Consider the following 20,560-nt stretch of genomic DNA (forward strand, 5'->3'; position numbering starts at 1 on the left):
CTGGGTCACGAGGCCCATGCTGATCACGCTGGCCTCGATGGCGAGCTTCCCGCTCTGGGCCGAGCACCTCGGGCTCTACCAGTACCTCGGCATCGAGGTCGCGATCTGGATGTTGTACGCCCTCGGCTACAACTTGCTCATGGGCTACACGGGCCTGCCCGCGTTCGGCCACGGCGCGTTCCTGGGCGTCGGCGCCTACGCCTACGGCCTGTCTTACCTGAGCTTGTCGCAAAACCCGCTGGTTTGCCTGGCGCTCGGCGCGGCCGCGGGCGGCCTCGGCGCTGCGCTCGTCGGGGCGCTCGTGGCGCACCGGCGCGGCATCTACTTTGCCCTGCTCACCATCGCCTGCGGGCAGGTGTTCTGGTTCGTGGCCATGAAGGCGCACTCGATCACGGGCGGGGAGGACGGCTTGCTCAACATTCGCCGGCCGGCGCTGGCTGGGCTCGAGCTGAAGGACAACGGCACGCTCTACTACGTGGTGCTCGCCATCCTGGCGCTCGCGATCGCGGCGCTGTGGCGCCTGGTGCACTCGCCGTTCGGCAAGGCGCTGCAAGCCATCCGCATGAACGAGCCTCGCGCGCGCTTCGTCGGCTACAACGTGTGGCTCACGAAGTGGGCCGTGATCGCGCTCTCCGGCGTGTTCGCCGGGCTGGCCGGCGGGCTCCTGGCCGTGGCGCAAGAGAGCGCCTATCCGGACGTGATGAGCGTGCACAGCTCCGGCTTCATCGTCATGGCGGTGCTGATCGGCGGCGGCACCGTGAGCTTCTGGGGGCCGGTGCTGGGCGCGCTGGTGTTCATCGTCGCGCGCGACCTGCTCGGCGCCGCGACCGAGACCTGGCTGCTCTGGTACGGCTTGCTCTTCATGGCGGTGGTGTTGTTCCAGCCCGAAGGCATCGCCGGCGCGTTTCAGCATTACCGCGCCAGGCTCTCGCGCGGATCGTGCGCGACGGGATCCGAGCCGCTGCCCACGGAGGCTGAAAATGGCTCTGCTTGAGGCCATCCACCTGAGCAAGCGCTTCGGCGACCGGGTGGTCTTGGAGGACATCACGCTGTCGTTCGAACAGGGCCAGCTGTCGGGCATCATGGGCCCGAACGGCGCCGGCAAGTCGACCTGCTTCAACGTGCTCACCGGTCACTTCCCGCCGGACCGCGGGCGGGTGCTGCTGGATGGACAGGACATCACCGGCCTGTCGCCGCGGCAGATCGCGCGGAGGGGCGTGGCGCGCTCGTTCCAGATCATGAGCTTGTTCGACGAGTTCACGGTGCTGGAGAACGTGCTGTTCGCCGTGCCGGAGATGCGCCGCTCCGGCATGAACCCGTTCAAGAGCGTCGCCGCCGACTCCGCCGCCATCGACAAGGCGATCCGCGTCGTCGAGCAGGTGGGGCTCAGCCAGCGCCTCGACAGCAAATCGACCACCCTGTCCTACGGCCAGCGCCGCGCGCTCGAGATCGCCGTGGCGCTCGCGGCGGAGCCGCGCGTGCTCTTCCTCGACGAGCCGACGCAAGGCATGGGCGCCGAAGGGCGCGACCGGCTGCTGGAGCTGATCCTCACGCTCAAGCGCCGCTTCACCATCGTCATGATCGAGCACGACATGGACTTCTTGTTCCGACTGGCCGATCGCGTATCGGTGATCCACTGGGGCCAGGTGATCGCGCAGGGCACGCCGGACGAGCTGCGCTCGGATCCGTGGGTGCGCCGGGCGAAGCTGGGAGCGCCGGCGGATGCTTGAAATCCAGGGTATCGAGACCTTCTACGGCGAGACGCAGGCGCTGTTCGGCGTCGATATGAGCGTCGGCAAGGGCGAGGCCGTGGCGCTCCTCGGGCCGAACGGCGCCGGCAAGACGACCGTCTTGCGCTCCATCCTCGGTCTCACGCCGGCTCGCCGTGGGGCGATCCGCTTCGGCGGCAGCGAGATCACGCGCAGGGCCACGAGCGACATCGCTCGCGCCGGCATCGGCTGGGTGCCGGACGATCGCCGCATCTTCCCCGCGCTCAAGGTGAGGACCAACCTTCAGCTGGGCAAGAAGAAGACGGCGTTCCGCAGCTGGAGCGAGAAGGAGGTGTTCGGCCTGTTCCCCGCGCTGGAGTACCTGCTCGATCGCGACAGCGAGAACCTCTCCGGCGGCGAGATGCAGATGGTCGCCATCGGCCGCGCCCTGCTGGGCGGTCCCGGCCTGGTGCTGCTGGACGAGCCGTCGCAAGGCCTCGCGCCCAAGCTGGTGCAGGACGTCATGAAGACCATCGCGCGCCTGCGCGACGAGGGCATCGGCGTGCTGGTGGTGGAGCAAAACGTGCGCAGCGTGCTGGCGGTGTGCGATCGCGCGTACGTCGTCCGCGGCGGCCGCGTCGTGCGCCACGGGCCGGCCAAGGCGTTGCTAGAGGACGCACGCCTGCTCGGAGAGCTGTCATGACGACGCCGGTCCTCAAGGTGCGGGACCTGAAGAAGACGTACTCGCGCGGCCTGTTCGCCAGAAAGCAGACGTTCAGCCTCAGCGCCTCGTTCACGATCGAAGGGCCGGAGATCATCGGCGTGATGGGGCCGAACGGCGCCGGCAAGACGACCCTGTTCGAGATGCTGTCGGGCAGCAACGCGCCGACCAGCGGGCAAATCCTGTGCGGCGGGCGCGATATTCAAACGGTGAAGTACCGCGAGCGTGACCGCATGGTCATTCACTATCACCAGTCGTATCAGGTGCGCTCGGTCAAGAAGACCAAGCCCGATTTCATGCTGCAGCCGGCGGGCTCCGACTACCCGCTGGTGCACATCTTCGACGAGCCGCAGTTCAGCACGCAAGACGGGTACATCGGCTTCATGCTGAGCTTCTTCAAGCAGCTCCGCGCCAGCGGCCGCGTGGTCATGCTGTGCGTGCATCCCTACGAGCCGTTTCACATCGATATCATGCGTGACCACTGCGAGCGCTTCCTGTTCGTGGCCGGTGGTCATGTCGCGGAGCTGCCGACGTACGGCAGTCTGCTGGAACACACGGGCGTGCGCGACTACCTGGGCGCGCTCGCGGATTGCTGAGCAACGAAGATGACTCCAACGAGAATCGAAACGAAGGACAAGACGAACAACCCGAGCCGCGTCGCGATGGTGACGGGCGCCGGCGGCGCCATGGGCGCGGCGATCGCGCGCTCCTTGCTCGCCGAAGGCCACCGCGTGGTGCTGGCGGACGCGGATCGCGCGGCGCTCGATGCGGTGACGGCCTCCCTGGGCGATGGCGCCTACCCGATCCTGTTCGATCTGAGCGACTCGGCGCAGGTCAAGGCCGCGTGCGCCGACGTTCGCGAGCGCGTCGGGGCGGTGGAGATCCTGGTCAACAACGCGGGCGTGCTCTCCAACCACAAGCTGGCGGAGACCACGCCGGAGGAGTGGCGCAAGATCATGGCCGTCAACCTGGACGGGCCGTACCACCTGAGCCGCGAGTGGGCGCCCTCCATGCGCGAGCGCGGGTGGGGCCGCATCATCAATATGTGCTCGGTGGCCATGAAGACCGGCGGGCTCACGGCCGGCACCGCTTACACCACGTCCAAGGGCGCGCTCGGCGGGCTCACGTTCTCGCTCGCGCGAGAGCTGGCGCCGCACGGCGTGACCGTGAACGCCATCGCGCCGGCCTACGTGAGGACCAAGATGATCACCGAGCAGCTCACGGAGGAGCAGCGGCAGCGAACGTTGAAGCAGATCCCCGTCGGTCGCTTCTGCGAGCCGGAGGAGATCGCGCACGCCGTGGTGTTCCTGTCCTCGCCCCTGGCTGGCTTCATCACCGGGGAGCTGCTCGATATCAACGGCGGTTTGCACCTGGATTGAGGCCACCATGACGACCACCGCGCCCCAGCTCTCGAGACCCCTGTTCGACAAGGTCGCGTACGTACCGGGCGGCACCGGAGCGCTCGGCGCGGCGATCGCGCGCGGCCTGGGGCAAGCCGGCGCCAAGGTGGTCGTGGGCGGCACCGACGAGCGCAAGCTGCACGCGGTGACGGAATCGGTGCTCGCTACCGGGGCGGACGCCAGGGGCGTCGCCTTCGACGCCCGCTCGGTGAAGGACATCGGGCGCTCGGTCGACGCTGTCTGCGACCACTTCGGGCGCTGCGACGTCCTGGTCAACGCCGTCGGCATCCATCGCGAGCAGCGCGTGCTCGAGGCGACCGAGGAGAGCTTCGACAGCGTGATCGACCTCAACCTGAAGGCGGCCATGTTCCTGGGGCAGGCCGTCGCGCGGCGTCAAGTGCAGCAGCGGCAGGGCGGACGCCAGGTGCACATCCTGTCCGTGCGCGCCTCTCTGGCCCTGCAGGGTAAAGGCTATTCGGCCTACACCTCGAGCAAGGGCGGCCTGGCCATGATCGTCCGACAGCACGCGGTGGAGCTCGCGCCGCATGGCATCAACGTGAACGGCGTGGCGCCGACCTTCGTGCAGAGCGAGATGGCGCAACATGCACTCAAGAGCCCCGAGCAACGAGCCAAGCTGGTCGATCGCATCCCGCTCGGTCGCGTCGCGGAGCCGGAGGACGTCGTCGGACCGACGCTGTTCTTCTGCGGCCCCGGCAGCGATTTCGTGACCGGGCAGATCCTGTACGTGGACGGAGGCCTGACGGCCTGCCAATAGGGCAGCACGGGCCTCGATAGGTAATGAAGCCATGATCAAGAAACTGCAGAACTACGTAGGCGGCAAGATGACGGACAGCTCCACGCAGCGGTGGGGCGACGTCTTCAACCCGGCGCTCGGCGCCGTCACGAGCCAGGTGCCGATGTCGACGGCCGGCGATGTGTCGAGCGCCGTGGGGGTCGCCAAGCGGGCCTTCGAGAGCTGGTCGGCGACGCCGCCGGTGCGGCGCGCGCGCGTCATGTTCGAGCTGAAGAGCCTGATCGACCGGCATTTGGACGAGCTGGCGGCGCTCGTCACCGCCGAGCACGGCAAGGTGCTTGACGACGCGCGCGGCTCCGTGACGCGAGGCATGGAGGTGGTCGAGTTCGCCGCTGGCATTCCGCAGCTGCTCAAGGGTGAGTACTCGGAGGGCGTGGCGCGCGGCGTCGACAGCTGGTCCTTTCGCCAGCCGCTCGGCGTGTGCGCCGGCGTCGGGCCGTTCAACTTCCCGGCCATGATCCCGCTGTGGATGGCGCCGATCGCCATCGCCTGCGGCAACACCTTCATCATGAAGCCGTCGGAGAAGGTGCCGTCGCTGTCGCTGCGCCTCGCGGAGCTGTGGACGCAGGCTGGGCTGCCGCCGGGCGTGTTCAACGTCGTGAGCGGCGACAAGGAGGTCGTCGACGCTCTCATCGAGCATCCGGACGTCGCGGCCATCAGCCTGGTCGGCTCCACGCCCGTGGCCGAGGACGTCTATCAGCGCGCGACGCGAGCCGGTAAGCGGGTGCAGGCTCTGGGCGGCGCCAAGAACCACATGATCGTCATGCCGGACGCCGACCTGAGCCACACGGTCGACGCGCTGATGGGCGCCGCCTACGGCTCGGCGGGCGAGCGCTGCATGGCCATCTCGGTGGCGGTCGCCGTCGGCCCCGGGACGGGCGACCGCCTGGTCGACGCGCTCATCCCCAGGATCAAGGCGCTCAAGATCGGACCCGGCGACCAGCCGGGGTTGGACATGGGGCCCCTGGTCACCAAGCAGCACCTCGAGAAGGTCTCCGGCTACGTGGACCTCGGCGTCAAGGAAGGCGCCAGGCTGCTGGTCGACGGGCGCGGTCTCAAAGTTCCCGGATCCAAGGACGGCTTCTTCCTGGGTGGTTGCTTGTTCGACCACGTCACCTCGTCCATGAAGATCTACCAGGAAGAGATCTTCGGCCCGGTGCTCGCCGTCGTCCGCGTGCCGACGCTTGACGCCGCCATCCAGCTGGTGAATGCCCACCGCTATGGCAACGGCGGCGCCATCTTCACCAGCAGCGGCGAGGCTGCGGATGAGTTCACCAAGCGCATCCAGATCGGCATGGTGGGCGTGAACGTGCCGATCCCCGTGCCGATGGCGTTCCACAGCTTCGGCGGCTGGAAGGGCTCGCTGTTCGGGGATCACTACATGCACGGTCCGGAGGGTGTCCGATTCTTCACGCGCCTGAAGACCGTCACGTCGCGCTGGCCGCGAGGGGCCAGCGTCGGGGCGAGCTTCGCGATGCCCACGGTGAAATGAATGAAGAAGAGCGAAGCTACGCATCCGGAGACGTACGATCAGCTGGAAAAAGCGATCATCAAACAATTCCCCAGCCTGAGCAAACGTCTCCAGCAGATCGCCAGCCACGCTCTCGACAACCCCAGTGAGCTCGCGCTCGATACCATCGCGCAGGTCTCGCAGCGCGCCGGCGTGCAACCCAGCAGCCTCATCCGCTTCGCCCAGGAATTCGGCTTCTCCGGCTACAGCGACATGCAGCGCGTGTTCCGCACGCGGCTGACCGACGCGATGCCGGACTACAAGGAGCGCCTGCGCTCCCTCGACGGCACCGAGGGCGCTCCGAGCGAAGAGGTCAGGGGCGACGCCAGCGCGCTGCTCGACCAGTTCGTCGAAGCGGACATCGTCGGGCTGCGCCGGCTGCAGCAGCACCGGCGGATGGGGCCGCTGCTGGACCAGGCCTACAAGCTGATCACGGACTCCGAGATCGTGTACGTGGTGGCGCACCGCCGCTCCTTCCCGATCGCCTGCTACCTGGCCTACGCCTTCAGCCAGATGAACGTGCGCAACGTGCTGGTGGACGGCGTGGGCGGCATGTTCATGCAGCAGGTCGGCCATGCCACGAATCGCGACGTCATCATCGCCATCAGCTCGAAGGCTTATTCGCCGGACGTGGCGCAGGTCGTGCGTGAAGCCAAGCAGCGTGGCGTCAAGATCGTCGCCTTGACCGACAGCCCGCTCAGCCCGCTCGCCGAGCACGCCGACGTGAGCCTGGAGGTACAGCAAGCCTCGGTCGGCATGTTCCGCTCGCTCGCCGTCACCATGACGCTGGCCGTCACGCTCGTCGTCGGCGTCGGCCGCGCCGTGGAAGCCAAGCGCAGCCACAGCAACGGTAAGAAGTCGAAGCGATAGGCCTGAAGGCGTCACGCACCGCCGGGCGTCGGGCGAGCGGTCCGGGTGAGGTGCGGCGACGCGGGGGCAGCCCGCGGGGCGATCTGCGACGCGGCAGCCCGCCCGCTCCAGCCGCCGGCCGGCGCTGGTCAGCTCACGCGTCCGGATTCGGGATGCGCAGGTCGCGGATGAAGCTGAGCAGGCCGTAATAGGAATCGAGGAAGGTGCGAAGCGTGCGACGGGTGGCGCCGAAGCCGTCGAACTCGGCCACCTGCATACCCTTGGGGTCGTAGGCGCGCCGGAAGTCCTCGAGCTGCTCGGAGAGCTCGGTCATGGCTTGCTGCGGAACCGGGTTGTCGATGCGCGGGATGACCGGGATCGTGGACGCGTTGAACTTGCGCTGCCACTCCGGTGGAATCGTGAGGATGACGTCCCCGCCCACCAGCTCCGACCAGTGGAGGTGATGACGATAGGCGGCGGCGAGCAGGCGCGTGCGGTAACCGGACTGCTTGAAGATCTTGAGCGCGTTCTTGAACACCGCGATGCCGGCCCAATCCAGCGTGCCGGGGGTCGGCACCTTGCCTTGTCGTTCGCACACGACCTTGAGCCAGTCGTCGAGGCGGCCGACCATGATGGTGCAGACCGGGACCATGTTGGCCGTGGAATGTCCGGCTGCCTCGCGGCGCTTGAGCCCTCGCTCGACGGCCTCGGCGACGGCGACGGCCTGCGGCGCCGTGAAGGAGACGGTGGCGTTGACGTTGACCCCCTCCGCCGTCACTTCCTCGATGGCCTGGATGCCGGCCGCCGTCGCCGGGATCTTCACCTGCAGGTTGGGGGCGAGCGACGCGAAACGGAGCGCCTGGCTCACGAGCGCATGGGGGCTCTTGTGAAATTCCGCGTTGGTCTGAATCGACAACCAGCCCTTCTTGCCTCCCGTCTGCTCGAACACGGGCGTGAGCAGGCGGGCAGCTTTCACGGACATCTCTTCCATCAGCTCCCAAGCGATGTGCGCCTCCGTCCACGTGGGCTGCGCGTGAATCAGCTCCTCCACGTGCGCCTTCCAGTCGCCGAACTCGGTCCTGAGCACGCTGGCGACGATCGTGGGATTGCTGGTGGCGCCGACCGCGCCGTGCTCGAGGGCGTACTTGAGCTCGCCGACCGCGCACGAGTCGCTCCAGAAGTCCGTGGGGGTGGTGGAGGCCATCTCGTGCAAGGGGCTGCGGAACTTGCTGGACATGCCGACATTGGAACATATTTTCTAAACACCGGCAATAATCAGAATAAAAATTCCACGAAGGGGATCCCGACCGCTGCCTCGAGGAGAAGGACGGCGCGGTTGAGAAGGTAAAGCAGCCAACACAGGAGACGAACGTCGCTCGGAAGGAGGACGGGGACGGCCGCCGTGAGCCACGAAGCTGGGTGACGGTGCGCTCGCGTGCGTCGATCGAATGTGCGGGTCGGGCGGGGTCGGAGGCGCTGCGCATGACGAGCGCACGTACGAAGTTCACCCGAGGCGACCGTGCCTTTGGTACGCTGGCGGAGAACGGCGCCGTCCGTCGGCGCTTCGAGGGGCCACGGGATCATGAACGATGGCGAAGCGAGGAGTGGCAGTACAGCGGAGGTGGAACTGGAGAGGCTCCGCCGTCGCAACGCCGAGCTCGAGCGGGAGCTCGCCGAGAAATCGCGCGTGGAGGCCGCCCTGCGCGAGAGTGAGGCGCGCTACCGGGGCATCGTCGAGGACCAGACCGAGCTCATTTGCCGCTTCCGGATGGATGGGACGCTAACCTTCGTCAACGACGTGTACTGCCGGTACTTCGACAAGACGCGGGAGGAGCTGATCGGTCATAGCTTCACGCCGCTCGTCCCCGACGAGGATCAGCGGATCCTCGATCGCCAGTTCGCGAAGCTCGGCCCCGAGAACCCGATCGTGCACACCGAGCACCGGGTCGTGCGCCCCGACGGGTCGATTCGCTGGCTGCACTGGACCAACCGGGCCCCGCTCGGCGAGGGGGGCGCGAGCGCCGAGTTCCAGGCGATCGGCGTCGACGTCACCGATCGCCGGCAGGCCGAGGAGGAGGTGCGGCGGCTCAACGCCGAGCTCGAGCTGCGCGTGGCGGAGAAGACGATGAAGCTCGAGCAGATGGTCCGCGAGCTGTCGGCCCCGCTCATGCCGGTGGCGGATCAGGTCATCGCGATGCCGCTGATCGGCTTCCTCGACAGCGCCCGCGCCGCGGCGGCGCTCGAGACGCTCCTCCAGGGGGTGATCGCGCACAACGCCACGACGGTGGTGCTGGACATCACAGGCGTGGCCGTGATCGACACCCAGGTAGCCGACGCGATGATCCGGCTGGCCAAGGCGGTGCGGCTCCTCGGCGCGCAGGTGGTGCTCACCGGCATCCAGCCGCGGATCGCGCAGACGCTGGTCGACCTGGGCGTCGGTGTAGGCGGCGTCGTGACGCTGCGGACCCTGAAGGAGGGTATCGCGTTCGCCCTGAAGCGCGGCCTCGCCGGCCCGGGGCGGCAAGCCCGCTAGCAAGGCTCCTCCGCGACGCGGCCGCTCTCGGCTCCGCGCAACCCATGGATTGAAGCAAGGAATCTCCGACCCTCTATCCAATCCCACGTCGCGTCGTGTAGCCTGATCGATCATGGCGCAAACGATCGCTCAGCCCGACGTGCAATCCGCCGCCAACGAGAATGCCCGCGGCGGCTCACGGGGTATGGAAGAGGTCGACCCCCGCTACATCAACGAGGACATCGCGCCCGTGCGCCTCGATCAGCGCAAATGGGGGATGAAGGACATCGCCGCACTGTGGATATCCATGTGCGCCTGTACTCCCACGTACATGCTCGCTTCGGGCTTGATCGCCGAGGGGATGAGCTGGGCTCAGGCCGAGCTCACGATCCTCCTCGGCAACGTCATCGTGCTCCTGCCCATGATCCTGAACGCGCACGCGGGCACGAAGTACGGCATTCCGTTTCCCGTCTACTGCCGGAGCGCGTTCGGCGTCCGAGGGGCCAACGTGCCGGCGGTGCTCCGGGCCCTCGTGGCGTGCGGCTGGTTCGGGATCGGGACATGGCTCGGCGGGTGGGCCATCTACAAGATCGTCGCCGTCTTCGCGCCGTCGATCGAGCAGATGCCGGCGACGCCGCTCGGCATCAACGCCGCCCAGCTCGCCTGTTTCCTGCTGTTCTGGGGCATCAACGTCTGGATCATCCACCTGGGCATCGAGTCGATCCGGATCCTGCTGAACATCAAGGCGCCCCTGCTGGTCGCCCTCGGCCTGCTCTTGCTCTTCTGGGCGCATGGCCGCGCCGGCGGGTTCGGCCCGATGCTCGAGAAGCCCTCGTCCTTCGCGGCGGGGCAGCCCAAGGAGGGCCAGCTCTGGACATTCTTCTTCCCCGCGCTCACGGGGATGGTCGGCTTCTGGTCCACGCTGGCGCTCAACATCCCCGACTTCACCCGCTACGCGCGCTCGCAGCGCGATCAGGCCCTCGGGCAGGCGGTCGGCCTGCCGCCCACCATGGCGTTCTTCTCGTTCATCGGCGTCGCCGTCACGTCGGCCACGGTCGTCATCTACGGGGAGACCATCTGGGACCCGGTCGTCCTCATCACCCGCTTCGAGAGCCCCGTCGTCCTGATCGTCTCGCTCGCGGCGCTCAGCATCGCCAACCTGGCGACGAACATCGCCGCGAACGTGGTGAGCCCCGCCAACGATTTTTCGAACCTCTGGCCGTCACGGATCTCCTTCCGCACCGGCGGCCTCATCACCGGCATCCTCGGGATCCTGATGCAGCCCTGGCGCCTCGTCAGCGATCCGACGGGGTACATCTTCACCTGGCTCGTCGGCTACTCCGCGCTGCTCGGCCCCGTCGGCGCGATCCTGATCGCAGAGTACTACGTGATCCGCCGGACCAAGCTCGATCTCGCCCAGCTCTACAAGCGGGAGGGGCCGTATTGGTACACGAACGGGTGGAACCCCATCGCGATCGTCGCCCTCGTCGCCGGCGTCCTGCCCAATCTGCCCGGCTTCCTCGGCACCGTCGGTGTCGTGACGGCCTCCGCCGCATGGATGGATTTCTACCATTACGCGTGGTTCTCGGGTTTCTCGATCTCGTTCGTGGTCTACGTCGCCCTCTCGCTGATTCGCCGCCCGGCCACGCCCGCCGCCGCGTGATCCTCGCCGCGTGATCCTCGCCGCACGAGCCGAGGCGCGACGCCCAGCGCCGACCGAGACCGGCGGCGAAGGCTGCGCCCCTGACGCGCGGCTCGCGCCGCGACATGCGCCCTCCCTCGCCACGGCGACAGGGCGCCTTCGCGATCGCATCGCCCTGGTGGGCCAGGCCCCTACCGCAGAGGACCTGTAGCACATTGTGGAGCATTCCATTCACGAGGAGCTGTCGCCCTTGAAAGGTGTCTTGCCAAACAATCGTATCTCATTCTGATTCGGCGCTATTGCTCGGTGCCTGGATGTCGGTGGTATCCTTGAATGTTCCCGTAACCTTCGAGGTGCCCATCATGAAGCTCCTTCTCCTGTCGCTCTCGGCGCTCGCCCTCGCCGCCTGCGGCGACACCGGCGCATCCGTGGATGAATCCCGAGCCGCCGCGAGCGCCCCGAGCGCCCTCGCCCCCGCCCGGCCCTACACCCTCTTCGAGAGCGGCCAGGTTCGCCCTCTCGCCCTCTCGCCCGACGGGTCGACGCTCTTCGCCGTCAACACGCCCGACAACCGGCTGGAGATCTTCAAGGTCAGGCGGGGCACGCTCGTGCACCGCGGCTCGGTCGCCGTCGGCCTGGAGCCCGTCGCGGTCGCGGCCCGCAGCGACGACGAGGTCTGGGTCGTCAACCACCTCTCCGACAGCGTGAGCGTGGTCGACGTCTCGAGGCCCAGGAAGCCCCGCGTGGCGCGCACCCTGCTCGTCGGCGACGAGCCTCGCGACATCGTGTTCGCCGGCCCTGGCAAGGACCGCGCCTTCATCACCACCGCGCACCGCGGCCAGAACAGCCCTGTCGACCCGGCGCTCACCACGCCGGGCGTGGGCCGCGCCGACGTCTGGGTCTTCTCCGCGGCGAGCCAGAGCGCCGCGCCGCTCACCATCGTCACCCTGTTCAGCGACACGCCGCGCGCGCTCGCCGCCACGCCCGACGGCGCGCGCGTCTACGCGGCGGCATTCCACTCGGGCAACCGCACCACGGTGATCGAGACCAACGTGGTGAACCTGGGCCTCGGCCTGCCCCCGCCGACCACCAACGCCGCCGGGGTGGCGCAGCCGTCGGCGCCCCTCATCGTCAAATTCAACGGACAGCACTGGGTGGACGAGCTGAATCGAGCCTGGGACGACAAGGTGAACCTCGCGCTGCCCGACAAGGACGTCTTCGTCCTCGACGCCATGGCCGACCCGCCGGCGCAGCTCGCGGGCCCCGCGGGCGCCTTCCAGGGCGTGGGCACGGTCCTCTACAACATGGCCGTCAACCCGGTGAGCGGGCGCGTCTACGTGGCCAACACCGAGGCGTTCAACGAGGAGCGCTTCGAGGGCGCCGGCGTCTTCGCCGGCCACAGCGTGCGCGGCCGCTTCAACCACAACCGCATCACGGTGCTCGATCCGACGACGGGCGGCGTGGCCCCGCGGCACCTGAACAAGCACATCGACTACGGCGCGTGCTGCGCCCCGGTCCCGAACGCCGAGAGCCGGAAGAGCCTCGCGCTGCCGCAGGGCATGGCCGTCTCGGGGAACGGAAAGAAGCTCTACGTCGCCGCGCTCGGCTCGGACAAGATCGGCGTCTTCTCGACCGCGGCGCTCGAGGCCGACACCTTCGTGCCCAGGCGCGCGAGCCAGATCCCCGTCTCCGGCGGCGGGCCGACCGGCGTGGTGCTCGACGAGGGGCGCAAGCAGCTCTACGCCCTCACGCGGTTCGACAACTCCATCGCGGTCATCGACCTCGACGCCCGGGCCGAGATCGCGCACGTGCCCATGTACAGCCCGGAGCCGGAGAGCGTGGTCCGCGGCCGCCGCTTCCTCTACGACGCCTCGTTCTCGTCGAGCCACGGCGACTCGGCCTGCGCGAGCTGCCATGTCTTCGGCGACGTCGACAGCCTGGCGTGGGACCTCGGCGACCCGGACGCGACGACCACGCCGATGCCGGGGCCCTTCGTGCTCGATCCAACGCTCTTCGGCCAGCCCGCGGAGTTCGCCGCCCTCAAGGGGCCGATGACGACGCAGAGCCTGCGCGGGATGGCCAACCACGGCCCGATGCACTGGCGGGGGGACCGCACCGGCGGGAACGACGCGCCGAGCGCGCAGCCGGACAGCGGCACCTTCGACGAGGAGGCGGCGTTCAAGAAGTTCAACGTCGCCTTCGTCGGCCTGCTCGGGCGCAGCGCGCCCATCCCCGAGGCGGACATGCAGGCGTTCACCGACTTCATGCTCCAGGTGATGTATCCGCCCAACCCCATTCGCCGGCTGGACAACACGCTCACCCCCGACCAGGAGGCGGGCAAGGCCTTCTTCACCGAGCCGGGCGGCGCGTGCAGCACGTGCCACGTGCTCGATCCCGCGGGCAACGCCGAGCATGGAGTTCCATTCCCAGGCTTCTTCGGGTCCGACGGGCGCTACACGTTCGACTTCATCTTCCAGAGCTTCAAGGTCGCCCAGCTGCGCAACGTCTATCAGAAGGTGGGGATGTTCGGCATGGTGCAGAACCCCCGCTTCAACGATCGAGACGTCGCGTTCCAGGGCGACCAGATCCGCGGGTTCGGCTTCGGCCATGACGGGACGATGGATACGATCTTCCGCTTCCACGATCAGCGCGGCTTCAACGAGGCGCCCGGGGTCGCCGGCTTCCCTCCGGGCGAGGCGGGCGACGTGCTGCGCCGGCAGGTGACCTCGTATCTGCACGCGTTCGATACGAACCTTGCGCCCATCGTGGGCCAGCAGGCGACGCTCGCCGGCGCCGGCGACACGGCGTCCGAGCAGCGCGTGGACCTCTTGATCGCGCGCGCCGGCGCGGGCGAGTGCGATCTCGTGGTGAGAGGGCGCATGCAGGGCGAAGAGGCGGGCTTCCTCTACCAGGGCGACGGCACGTTCCGCCGGAACCGGGCGGGGAGCGCGGCGATCGGCGCGGCGGCGCTGCGCCAGCTCGCGGCGCCGGAGCACGCGCTGACGTACACCTGCGCGCCGCCGGGCTCGGGGGTGCGGATGGCGCTCGACCGCGACGGCGATGGAGCGCTCGACGGCGACGAGGAGGACGCGGAGACCGATCCGGCGGATCCAGCGAGCCACCCCGGAGGCTGAGCAGGGACAGCGCCCGCGCGTGCGCTCACGTCGTGGGCGCACGCGCCGGGGCGGCCACCGCCGTCGACCCGACGAGCGCGTCCAGACCAGAGCGCCGCTGCCCGCGCTGCCACGGGGCCTGGAGAGGCGTACCCCTCGATGGCGTGCGGTTTGCAATCTGCATCAACCGCTCTCGGACTGGCCTCTCCACGGCCCGAAGAGCGCGGGAACATGAAGAGAAGCAGCATTGGACCGTTCCTGGATCTCACCCTCGCCATGGCCCTCGTCGGCAGCTCCGTCGTGGCCGGCAAGATCATCACCCGCGAGTTCCCGGTATTCCTGGCTTCGGGCCTGCGCTTCGGGCTGGCGATGCCCGTGCTCATTCTCCTCCTGCTCGCCAAGGAGAAGCGCATGCCGGCCCTTGTCTGGCGCGACTACCGCGTGCTCTTCCTCCAGGCGCTGACGGGGGTGTTCCTGTTCAGCCTCTTTCTCCTGTACGGACTGCGCTACACGACGTCCTCGGAGAGCGGCATCATCACCAGCACGACACCGGGCGTCACCGCCCTCCTCGCGGCCTTGATCCTCGGCGAGCGGCTCAATCGCTGGAAATGGGCCGGCGTCGGCCTCTGCGTCGCCGGGATCGCCGCCCTCCAGCTCGGCTCCGGCGGAGAGGGCGGCGCGGAGGGCGCACGCGGCTCGGCTCACCTGTTCGGCACGGTCCTGATCCTGGGAGCGGTCGTGTGCGAGGGCCTGTTCACGATCCTGGGGAAGGTCATGACCGCGAAGCTCAGCCCCCTCGCGGTCTCGACCATGGTGGTCGCCTTCGGCTTCATGCTGTTCTTGCCGCTGGCGGTCTACGAGGCCCGCTCGTTCTCGTTCTCGCGGGCGTCGATGGCTGGCTGGCTGTCGATCGTGCACTACGCGCTGGCCGTCACGGTCCTCGGCTTCGTCCTGTGGTACCGGGGCGTCAGCAAGGTCTCCGGTGCCACGGCGGCGGTCTTCACGGGAGTCCTGCCCGTGAGCGCGCTGATCCTGTCCCACCTCGTGTTGCACGAGGAGCTCCGCGCCGCGCACGGGCTCGGCATCCTGCTGATCTTCGGCGGGATCCTGTGCGCGGCCCGTCAACGTTAGCGCGTGCGGGGCTGCTCGGGGCAGCCCCGAGCACCCTAACCGAGCGTCGCGTCCTTGAGCTCGCGGACGAACCCCTCGACCGCGGCCAGCCGCGCCGGCGCCGGCGTCGCGTCGAGGAGGCGAATGATCGCGCTGCCGACGATGGCGCCGTCGGCGCAGCGCGTGACCTGGCGGACGTGGGCCGGCGTCCCGATGCCGAAGCCGACCGCCACCGGGAGCGCCGTGGCGGACCGGATGCGGTCGACAAGCGCTTCGACCCCGTCCGCCACGCGGTCCCGCACGCCGGTGACGCCGTTCAAGGAGACGCAGTAGACGAAGCCGCGGCCCTTTTCGCCCAGCGCGCGGAGGCGAGCCGGGCTGGTCGTCGGAGCGGCGATGAAGGCGACGCCGAGGCCGTGGGCACCCAGGACGTCGAGCCAGGGATCGGCGGAGTCGGCCGGCAGATCGGGGACGATGAGGCCGTCGATGCCCGCCTGGACCGCCGTCGCGGCGAGCCTGTCCAGACCGAAGGCGAGGAACGGGTTACTGTAACCCATCAGCACGATCGGCACCGACACGGAAGCCGCGCGGGCACGGGTGATCTCGGCGAGCAGCCAGGCGAGGCTCGCGCCATTGGCCAGCGCGTCGTGGCTGGACTTCTGGATCACCGGGCCGTCGGCGACCGGATCCGAGAACGGTACGCCGACCTCGATGGCGTCAGCGCCGGCGCGCTGGAGCGCCGCGAGCAGCGGGATGAGCGACTCCCGCGACGGGTGGCCGGCGGTCACGTAGGGGATCAACGCCCGCTCGCCGCGGCGAGAGAGCTCCGCGAACCGAGCTTCGAGTTTTCTCATGATCAGGCTTTCTCCCTGTGCATGTGTTCGATCGCCGAGGCGAGGTCCTTGTCGCCGCGGCCGGAGATGTTCACCACCAGGATCGCGTCGCGCCCGAGGCTCGGGGCGAGCTCAAGGGCGTGCGCGACCGCGTGCGAGGACTCGAGCGCAGGGAGGATGCCCTCCATGCGGCAGAGCGTCTGGAACGCTTCGAGGGCGCGCGCGTCGTCGACGCCGACGTACCGGACGCGGCCCGTGTCGCGCAGGTGGGCGTGCTCGGGGCCGACGCCCGGGTAGTCGAGGCCCGGCGCGATGCTGTGGGTCTCGAGGATCTGGCCGTCGTCATTCTGAAGGACATAGGTCTTGGAGCCCTGGAGGACGCCGACCTTGCCGGCGAGGAGCGACGCCGCATGCAGCCCGCTCGCGAGGCCGCCGCCGGCGGCCTGGACGCCGATGAGATCGACCGACGGCTCGTCGAGGAACGGCGCGAAGATGCCGATCGCATTGCTGCCGCCGCCGATGCACGCGACCACGGCGTCGGGCAGGCGCCCCTCGCGCTCGAGCACCTGCGCCCGGCACTCGGCGCCGATCACCGTTTGAAAGTGGCGAACGATGGTGGGGAACGGGTGCGGTCCCACCGCGGACCCGAGCAGGTAATGCGTCGAGTCGACGTTGGCGATCCAGTCGCGCAGGGCCTCGTTGCTCGCGTCCTTCAGCGTCCTCGAGCCGGCGTGGACGAACCGGAGATCGGCGCCCAGCATGCGGATTCGCTGGACGTTCATCGCCTGGCGCTCGGCGTCGACGGCCCCCATGTAGACCGTGCAATCGAGCCCGAGCAGGCACGACGCTGTCGCGATGGCGACGCCGTGCTGGCCGGCCCCGGTCTCTGCGACGATGCGGCGCTTGCCGAGCCGGACCGCGAGCAGCGCCTGGGCGACGGCGTTGTTGATCTTGTGGGCGCCGGTGTGGGCGAGATCCTCGCGCTTGGCGTAGATGCGCGCGCCGCCGAGGGACTCGCTGAGGCGCAGGAGCGGCGTGAGCGGCGTCGGGCGGCCAACGAAGCTCGTGAGGATGTCGCCGAGCGTCCGGTTGAACTCCGCGTCGTCCTTGTAGCGGAGAAAGCCCTGCTCGAGCTCCTCGAGATTGCGCATCAGGGTCTCGGCGACGAAGCGGCCGCCGAACGCGCCGAACACCCCCGGCGCGGGCCCCGCGGAGCCAAGGAGCGACCTGAGGGCCGCGCCGGGATCGGGCGCGCTGACCAGCGCCTCGCCGACGAGGATGCCGTCGAACCCCATGCCGGCGACGGCGGCCACGTCCGCGGCGCTCTTGAGGCCGCTCTCGCTGACCGCGAGCACGTCGGCCGGGATGAGCCGGCGGAGCGCGCGGGACCTGTCGAGGTCGACCGCGAACGTCGACAGATCGCGGTTGTTGACGCCGATGATGCGAGCGCCGGCCTGCACGGCCCGCTCGATCTCGCCGGCGTCGAAGGTCTCGACCAGCGCCTCCATGCCGAGCGAGCGCGCGAGCGCGATCAGCTCGGTGAGGAGCGCCGCGTCGACGCCGCGCGCGATGAGCAGCACGGCGTCGGCGCCGGCGGCGCGGGCCTCGATCACCTGGTACGGGTGGACGACGAACTCCTTGTACATCACGGGGACATTCACCCCCGCGTCGTTCGCCACGGCCTCCACGATCTCGGGGCCGCCGCCGAAGAACTCCCGGTCGGCGAGCACGCTGATGGCGCGGGCGCCGTTCGCCGCGTAGGCGCGGGCGATGGCCACCGGGTCGAAGCCCTCGCGGAACACGCCTTTCGAGGGCGACTTCAGCTTGATCTCGGCGATGGCGGACACGCCATCTTTGCGCAGCGCCCCCGCGAAATTGCGGGGCGGTCGGGCCGCCCTGGCCCGCTGCTCCAGCGCGGCGCGCGGGACGCGGCGCTCCTTGGCGGCGATCTCGCCGCGCTTGTGTTCGAGGATCACATCGAGAATCATCGCAGTCCTTCCGCGCTCCGGCGCGTCGCCGAGCGTGCAATCAGGTTGTCCACAAGCGAAGCCAGCGCCCCCGACCGGATGGCGCGCCGGGCGACCTCGACGCCATCGCGCAGGTCGCTCGCGAGGCCGGCGAGGTACAGCGCCGCGGCTGCATTTGCGGCGCAAAAATCATGAAGAGGCCCGCGCTCGCCCCGGCAGAGCGCGCGGAGCAGCGCCGCGTTCTCGGCCGGACCTGCGCCGCGCAACGCCGCGAGATCGCAGCGGGCGAGGCCGAGGTCCTCCGGCGTCACCGTGAACCGGCGCAGGGCGCCGTCGCGCAGCTCGGCGATGTCGGTCGGCGCGGCGAGGCTCAGCTCGTCGAGGCCGTCGCGGGCGTGCACGATCAGCGCGCGCTGGGCGCCGATCGCCGGGAGGAACTCGGCGTAGAGATCGACGAGGGCCGGCTTGGCGACGCCCAGGACGCGGCGCGCGGGGGCGGCTGGGTTGGCCAGCGGCCCGAGGAGGTTGAGCGCCGTCCGCAGGCCGAGCTCGCGGCGCAGCGGCGCGAGCCCGCGGAGCGCCGGGTGGAAGCGCTGGCTGAACAGGAAGGCAAAGCCGGTCTCGTCGAGCGATCGATCCACCTCCGCAGGCCCGAGATCGATATCGATGTCCATCGCCTCCAGCAGGTCGGCGCTGCCGCAGCGGCTCGAGGCGGCGCGGTTGCCCGCCTTGGCGACGACGGCGCCCGCGGCGGCGGCGATCAGCGCGGCGGCCGTGGAGGCGTTGAAGCTGGCGTGGCGGTCGCCGCCGGTGCCGGCGGTGTCGATCGCATCGGCCCTCTGCGGGACACGGACGGCGCGCGTCATGAGCGCGGCGAAGAAGCCCTCGAGCTCGGCGACCGTCTCGCCTTTGCAGGCGAGCAGCGACAGCCACGCCGCCGCCTGCGCCGGCGTGAAGGCGCCGTCGAGCAGCGCGAGCATGGCGTCGCGCGCCTCGCTCGCGAGGAGGTGCTCGCGGGCGGCCGCGCGCGTCAGGACCTCGACAGGTCTCATGTCAGCGCCCTTCGCCCTCGGGCGACGGCTCGCCCGGCAGGAACTTCACCGTGTCCTCGACGGCGAGACCGAGCTCGCCCGCGGTGACGGGCGCCGCGGCGGCGACGAGGACGTTGTAATGGTTCGGGAAATGGCAGGCGTCGAAGCCGAGCACCCTGCCGATCACGGTGCCGCCGTGGACCACGAGGTCGCCGCGCTCGATGACGCCGGCGGCGCGCGCCTCGACGAAGCCGAGGAATCCCACCCGGTCGACGCGGTCGCCCGGCCCGGCGGTCGCCTGATCGGTGGTGACGAGCTCGTGGACCTCGCCGGCGCGCACGCAGCGCGTCGCGTGTCGCTCGATGACGAAGCCGCGGTCGCTCCGCTTGTGCTGGAGGAGCTTCACCACCGTCGTCGGGACGGCGCGCTTGCGCGCCTGCGCCGTGCGGGCGGGCCCCTCCGCGGCGTAAGCATCGTTCACGAGCCTCACGGCGTCGAGGCCGTCCTCGCCGTGGCAGCCGCCCGCCCCGATCGTGGCGACGAAGTCGCGCAGGATCTCCTCGTACTCGTGCCAGAGAGAGCCCTTGAACTCGTCGAAGCCAGCGAGCATGTCGATGGCGATGCGCTCACCGCTCTTGAGCGAGACCTCGATGTCCTTTCGCTCGCCGCGCGGGTAGGCCCAGTCGAGGCGGACGTGCACCGGGATGCCATCGGCGCTCACGAGGTCCACGTCGGCTTCGCGGTCGATGCCGGCGCCGTCGCGCTCGATCGCGGCGCGGGTGACCTCCATCCGGCCGAGGAACGAGGCGAGCGTGTCGAAGACGTTCGGGCCGTTGTCGGCGAGGCAGCCGCCGCCGCAGCGGCGCGAATCGAGGTACCAGCGGTCGTCTCCCGCGTGCTCCTCGATCTTCTCGAGATATCGGGCGGTGACCGCGGCGATGCGCGACCGGTCGGCGAGCTGCGGCAACGCGCGCACGACGTTGGCGTTGTAGCGGCGGTGAAACGCCGTGAACAACGTCCGGCCGGCGGCGCGCGCCTGGCCGACGAGGCGCTCGGCGTCCGCGCGGCGGATGGTCAGAGGCTTCTCGCAGCAGACATGCTTGTCGGCCGCCAGCGCGTCGCGACAGATGGCGTAATGCTCGTCGTTGGGGACGTTGATGATGACCGCGTCGATGTCGTCGCGGGCCAAGAGCTCTCGGTAATCGAGCGTCGCGTCGATGCCGCGCTCCTCGAAGGGCGCGACGCGCTCCTTCCGCAGGTCGCACACGGCGACCAGCCTCGCCCCGTCCACGCGCGGAAAGCCCGCGACATAGAACTTCGAGATGACTCCCATACCGATCATACCGATA

General features: G+C 69.4%; 17 protein-coding genes. 12 read left to right on the forward strand and 5 right to left on the reverse strand.

Features of this window, described 5'->3' with window-relative positions:
• Nucleotides 1–16 precede the first annotated feature (16 nt).
• The 8 genes from WMF33_RS24490 to WMF33_RS24525 are packed head-to-tail and all read left to right on the forward strand — an operon-like array spanning nt 17 to nt 7,024.
• Entirely contained in the window at nt 17–994 is a 978-nt protein-coding gene (locus tag WMF33_RS24490) for a branched-chain amino acid ABC transporter permease (RefSeq protein ID WP_437339381.1), read from the forward strand.
• Nucleotides 981–1,730: an ABC transporter ATP-binding protein gene (locus WMF33_RS24495; RefSeq protein WP_437339382.1), complete on the forward strand. Its 750-nt coding sequence runs from the start codon at nt 981–983 to the stop codon at nt 1,728–1,730. Before WMF33_RS24490 ends, WMF33_RS24495 begins: the two co-directional genes overlap by 14 nt.
• Nucleotides 1,723–2,412 carry an ABC transporter ATP-binding protein gene (locus WMF33_RS24500; RefSeq protein WP_437339383.1) on the forward strand — a complete coding sequence of 230 codons (690 nt, stop codon included), beginning with the start codon at nt 1,723–1,725 and terminating at the stop codon, nt 2,410–2,412. The genes WMF33_RS24495 and WMF33_RS24500 overlap by 8 nt, the downstream gene beginning before the upstream one ends.
• Entirely contained in the window at nt 2,409–3,026 is a 618-nt protein-coding gene (locus WMF33_RS24505) for an ATP-binding cassette domain-containing protein (RefSeq protein ID WP_437339384.1), read from the forward strand. Before WMF33_RS24500 ends, WMF33_RS24505 begins: the two co-directional genes overlap by 4 nt.
• A 9-nt stretch (nt 3,027–3,035) precedes the next feature.
• Nucleotides 3,036–3,809, forward strand: a complete 774-nt coding sequence (locus WMF33_RS24510) for an SDR family NAD(P)-dependent oxidoreductase (protein WP_437339385.1) — start codon at nt 3,036–3,038, stop codon at nt 3,807–3,809.
• Nucleotides 3,810–3,816: 7 nt separating this feature from the next.
• The gene (locus WMF33_RS24515; protein WP_437339386.1) at nt 3,817–4,605 is read left to right on the forward strand and encodes an SDR family NAD(P)-dependent oxidoreductase; all 789 of its coding nucleotides are present in this window, start codon (nt 3,817–3,819) and stop codon (nt 4,603–4,605) included.
• A 31-nt stretch (nt 4,606–4,636) separates the two neighbouring features.
• Nucleotides 4,637–6,136, forward strand: coding sequence for a CoA-acylating methylmalonate-semialdehyde dehydrogenase (locus WMF33_RS24520; protein WP_437339387.1), 1,500 nt, complete (start codon nt 4,637–4,639; stop codon nt 6,134–6,136).
• A complete protein-coding gene (locus WMF33_RS24525; protein WP_437339388.1) occupies nt 6,137–7,024 on the forward strand; it encodes a MurR/RpiR family transcriptional regulator in 888 nt (295 codons plus the stop codon). It abuts the gene before it with no gap.
• A 133-nt stretch (nt 7,025–7,157) separates the two neighbouring features.
• Here WMF33_RS24525 and WMF33_RS24530 read toward each other — a convergent pair whose 3' ends face one another.
• Entirely contained in the window at nt 7,158–8,240 is a 1,083-nt protein-coding gene (locus WMF33_RS24530; protein ID WP_437339389.1) for a transaldolase family protein, read from the reverse strand.
• Nucleotides 8,241–8,624: 384 nt separating this feature from the next.
• On the opposite strand from WMF33_RS24530, the gene WMF33_RS24535 reads away from it, so the two are divergent.
• From WMF33_RS24535 to WMF33_RS24550, 4 genes are all read left to right on the forward strand, one after another.
• Entirely contained in the window at nt 8,625–9,536 is a 912-nt protein-coding gene (locus WMF33_RS24535) for a PAS domain S-box protein (protein ID WP_437339390.1), read from the forward strand.
• 184 nt (nt 9,537–9,720) lie between these two features.
• Complete coding sequence (locus WMF33_RS24540; RefSeq protein WP_437339391.1) at nt 9,721–11,178, forward strand: NCS1 family nucleobase:cation symporter-1; 1,458 nt, start codon at nt 9,721–9,723, stop codon at nt 11,176–11,178.
• Nucleotides 11,179–11,519: 341 nt separating this feature from the next.
• Nucleotides 11,520–14,291, forward strand: a complete 2,772-nt coding sequence (locus tag WMF33_RS24545) for a beta-propeller fold lactonase family protein (RefSeq protein WP_437339392.1) — start codon at nt 11,520–11,522, stop codon at nt 14,289–14,291.
• Nucleotides 14,292–14,501: 210 nt separating this feature from the next.
• The gene (locus tag WMF33_RS24550) at nt 14,502–15,401 is read left to right on the forward strand and encodes a DMT family transporter (protein ID WP_437339393.1); all 900 of its coding nucleotides are present in this window, start codon (nt 14,502–14,504) and stop codon (nt 15,399–15,401) included.
• Between the two features lie 35 nt (nt 15,402–15,436).
• On the opposite strand, the gene trpA is transcribed toward WMF33_RS24550, so the two are convergent.
• The 4 genes from trpA to WMF33_RS24570 are packed head-to-tail and all read right to left on the reverse strand — an operon-like array spanning nt 15,437 to nt 20,553.
• Nucleotides 15,437–16,234 carry a tryptophan synthase subunit alpha gene (gene trpA / locus WMF33_RS24555; RefSeq protein ID WP_061627862.1) on the reverse strand — a complete coding sequence of 266 codons (798 nt, stop codon included), beginning with the start codon at nt 16,232–16,234 and terminating at the stop codon, nt 15,437–15,439.
• A gap of 2 nt (nt 16,235–16,236) precedes the next feature.
• Entirely contained in the window at nt 16,237–18,189 is a 1,953-nt protein-coding gene (trpB, locus tag WMF33_RS24560) for a tryptophan synthase subunit beta (RefSeq protein WP_437339394.1), read from the reverse strand.
• Between the two features lie 8 nt (nt 18,190–18,197).
• The gene (gene trpD, locus WMF33_RS24565; protein WP_437339395.1) at nt 18,198–19,232 is read right to left on the reverse strand and encodes an anthranilate phosphoribosyltransferase; all 1,035 of its coding nucleotides are present in this window, start codon (nt 19,230–19,232) and stop codon (nt 18,198–18,200) included.
• 1 nt (nt 19,233) lies between these two features.
• Nucleotides 19,234–20,553: a Gfo/Idh/MocA family protein gene (locus WMF33_RS24570; RefSeq protein WP_437339513.1), complete on the reverse strand. Its 1,320-nt coding sequence runs from the start codon at nt 20,551–20,553 to the stop codon at nt 19,234–19,236.
• Nucleotides 20,554–20,560: the final 7 nt, after the last annotated feature.

Source organism: Sorangium sp. So ce394, assembly GCF_051474665.1.
Lineage (GTDB): Bacteria > Myxococcota_A > Polyangia > Polyangiales > Polyangiaceae > Sorangium > Sorangium cellulosum_D.